General features: G+C 70.8%; 1 protein-coding gene. It reads right to left on the reverse strand.

Annotated elements, in window-relative coordinates; genetic code table 11:
* The coding region (locus tag PKH97_RS14535; protein WP_324388283.1) for an acyltransferase domain-containing protein at nucleotides 1-4,020 on the reverse strand (4,020 nt) is incomplete at both ends.

Consider the following 4,020-nt stretch of genomic DNA (forward strand, 5'->3'; position numbering starts at 1 on the left):
GGGTGCACCCGCTGCAGCCGGCTGCGCGACCGGCGACGGCGGGGCCGCCGCCGAGGACGCGAACGGCGTTGTCGCGGGAGCGTTTGCGGTGCCAGCAGCGGGTGAGCCGGCAGCGGCGCGCAGGGCCGCGGCATACGGGACGGGGACGTGCGTGGTGAGCGCCACCGGCGTCTTCGGCGCGCCGAGGTCGACGACGCGCAGGCGCCGGTGGTCGACCTCGAGCGTGCTGCCGCTGTGCCCGGAGAGGGTGTCGAGCCAGCGCTGCCAGGCGGCCTTGTCGGCGACCCGGTAGGCATACCCGAGCTCCTGTGGTCCGCGACGCCGGCCGTCGGGAGCCGGGATGCGGCGGGTCAGCGACATCGAGACCTGCGAGCCGAAGCCCGCGGCGAGCCGCAGGGCAAACTCCACCGGGTAGCTCCCGCCACGCGACAAGGTGAGATTGCCGAGGTCGGGGTCGGGCTCCTTGTAGTTCGGGACGGGCGGCACGATGCCGGTCTCCAGGGCCTTGATCGCGACGACATCCTCGATGCCGGCACCCATGGCGTGCCCGGTGAAGCCCTTGGTGTTGGTGATGACGACCTTGTCCGCATCAGGGCCGAAAACCCTTCGCAGAGCGTTGATCTCGGCCGCGGCGGAGCCACCACGGGCCGGCGTGTAGGTCTCGTGCGAGACGAACATCGTCGCGGGCGCGATGACGTGCCGGTCGTAGCCGCGAGCCTCGGCCTCGGCCACGAGCGACTCCATGACGCCGCCGATGTGCTCGACGTCGAGGCGGGTGCCGTGGAAGGCGCTGTTCGCCGTGATGGTGGCAAGAACCTCGGCAATGGGTGCCAGGCCGCGCTCGCGGGCGGACACCGCCGACTCGACGACCAAGGCCGCCGCACCGGTGCCGACGATCATGCCGTGGCGGCGCCGGTCGAAGGGCGTGGCCGCGTCCTCGACCCGCTCGTCGGTGGCAGCGGCGCCGGTGGCGAGGAAGCCGGTCGTGACCCAGGGAAGCAGGTGCTCGCCGGAGGCGTCGTCGGCGGAGACAACGATGACGCGGGCGCAGCGGCCGGCGCGGATCCAGTCCTCGGCCAGTGAGATCGCCTGGGTGGTGCTGGCGCACGCGGAGTTGACCTGCGTGTTCGGGCCGCGAGCGCCGATGATCTCGGCGAACTGCGAGTGGCCCATCGAGAGCACGCGGAAGAGGAAGCGCCGGTCGAAGGCATAGGGCTCCTTCTCCATGGCCGCCCGCAGCTCGGCGATCAGCCGGTCGACCTCGGCGCGCGCCGGGTCATCGGCCGCCATGAGCGCCCGAACTCCTTCCAGCGCAAGGAGGTTGTCGCGCTGGCCGCGGAAGACGACGTACTTCTCGATCTCGTCGGCGAAGCGGTCGTAGCCGGGGAATGCGGACGCGAAGATCACGCCGGTGTCGTCGCGCAGGGCCTCCGGGAGCAGCCACTTGTCGGGCAACTGAGTGCCCAGCGTTGTGGTCTTGTAGCGCATCACCAGCGGTATGCCGGCGTCGCGCATCGCATCGAAGCCCGCCCCGAGCGCGAGCCGGGTCGTGATGTCGAGGGCCTCATCGCGGGCCTTGTCGATGCCGAACTCGGCGACGACATCGAGGGGGGCGTGCACGCCGGCGAGCTTGATGACGTCGGCGGCATTGTCGATGGTCTGGAAGCTACCGCTGCCCGACGCGTCCTTGACGATACGGGTGACGCGCTTGTCGACCATCATCTGGCGCAACTGCGGCGAAAGCACGCTGATGAAGTTCTGGCCGGCGAGGATCCGCGCGATATTGGCATCATCGAAGACCCGGTCGACACCCGGCAGGCCGAGGGCCGCACCGGTGACGACGACCGGCTCGGTGGCGCCAGGCACGGCTGCCGGAGCCACGGGGGCGGGCAGGCCGGCGAGCGCGGCCGCGCCCGCGCTGTATCCCAGGTCCGCGGCATACAAGCGCAAGCCCTCGTCGAGGACGGAGGCGAAGAGTTTGCCGAGCTCGGCGATGGTCTGATCGGACACAGCGGATCCTTGGCTGGCGGGGCGGATGGCGGCGGGGGCCGCCGGGACCGGCGCGGGGGCCGGACGAGTCGTCGCGACGGGGGCCGCGACCGGAGCGGTCGAGACGGCCGCCGGTGCAGCGGCGGGTGACGGGGTGGCGTCGGTGAAACCCAGGCCCGCGGCATACAGCCCGCAGAGGGCCTGGTTCACGGCGACCTCGTCGGCGACCTTCGGGTGGTTGGTGTAGAGCGCGACGACATCGTCATGCTGGGAGCCGAGGACGTCCTCGACGAAACCGTGCAGGGCCTTCTTGGGCCCGACCTCGACGAAAACCCGGGCACCCGCGGCATACAGAGTTTCCAGGCCGGCGACGAACTGGACCGGTGAGGCGATCTGGCGGCCGGTGTAGTCGAGCATCGTCTCGGTCGTTGCGTCCGCGGGATAGAACTCCCCGGTGACATTGGCGACGATCGGCAGCGTCGGGGGCTTGAGGTCGAGGCGGCGCAGCGCGTCGACGAAGGGCACCGACGCCGGCGCGACGATCTGGGTGTGGAAGGCGTGGCTGACCGGAATACGGGTGGCGTTGATCCCGGCGGCGGCGAAGCGCTCGATGATGCGTTCGACGGCATCGGTCGCGCCACCGACGACGGCCTGCGAGAAGGAGTTGATATTGGCGACCACGACATAGCCGTCGGCCTCGGCGACGATGCGCTTGATCTCCTCCAGCGGCCCGAAGACCGCGGCCATGGCCCCGTTGTCGGCCATCGAGACCTTGGTCATCTCGCGGCCGCGCGCGCTCACCGCTTCGAGGGCGCTCGGCAGCGTCAGCGAGTGGGCGGCAACGAGGGCGCCGTATTCACCCAGACTGTGGCCCATCACCATGTCCGGCGCAATCCCGTAGGCCGCGAAGAGCCGCGTCAGCGCGAGATCCGTTGCCAGCACTGCCGGTTGGGTGATCTCGGTCTGCATTAGCTGCTTGTTGAGCGTCTTGACCGCGGCCTCGTCGCTGCTGTCGATGAAGATGAAGGACGTCAGCGGGCGACCCAGCAAGGGGGTCATCACCCGGTCGGCCTCGGCGAACGTCTGGGCGACGATCGGCTCGCGGGCGGCGAGCCCCTTGAGCATGTTGACGTACTGAGAGCCCTGCCCCGTGTAGAGGAAGGCGACCTTCGGCGCCGGGCCGCGCCCGACATAGACGCCCTGCTGGCGCAGCAGCCGGAACGCTGCCGCGTTGCCGCTGGCAAAAGCCTTGAGCAGCTTGTCCACCTTGGCGGCCAGCTCCGCCGCGTCGGCGTAATCGACCGCCACCCGGATCGGGGCGGCACCGATCGCGGGGTCCGGTGCCGTCGGCGCCGGCGCTGTTCCAGCCTTTGCGGCCGCCAGGGCCGCGGTGAGTTGGTCGACGATCTCGCCGTCGGAGCGCCCGCCGATGACGTATGCCCCGCGTAGCGGCACCTTCCGTGGTGCCGCGGGGACAACCGGTGCAGCGGGGCCGGCGGGCACGGCGGGTCCAGCGGGCACGGCCGGGCCAGGCGTGCTGACGACGGCGCTCATGGCCGAGGTGGCCGGCACCTCGGCAGCCGCGAAGACCCGCGCCTTCGGCCGGTAGCGCCCGGGCACGTGCTCCTCGAGCACGACATGGAAGTTCGTGCCGCCGAAGCCGAACGCACTGACGGCGCCGCGACGCGCGCCATACGGGCTCTCGGGCCATGCGCGCAGGCCGGTGTTGACCGCGAACGGGGTGGCGCCCCAGTCGACATTCTCGTTGGGGTTGACGAAGTTCAGGCTCGGTGCGAGCACCTTCTCGTGCAACGACATCGTCATCTTGAACAGGCCGGCGGTGCCGGCGGCCGCCTTGAGGTGGCCGATATTGGACTTGACCGAGCCGAGCGCGATCGAGCCGACCGCGGACGTGGATTCACCGAATACGGTTGTCAGAGATGAGAGCTCGGCGGCGTCACCGACGCGGGTCGACGTGCCGTGGGCCTCGACCGCCATCGCGGTGCCCGGGTCGGCGCCGGCGCGCAGCCA

The sequence above is a fragment of the Nostocoides sp. genome (assembly GCF_035343835.1).
In the GTDB taxonomy this organism is placed as follows: Bacteria; Actinomycetota; Actinomycetes; order Actinomycetales; family Dermatophilaceae; genus Nostocoides_A; species Nostocoides_A vanveenii.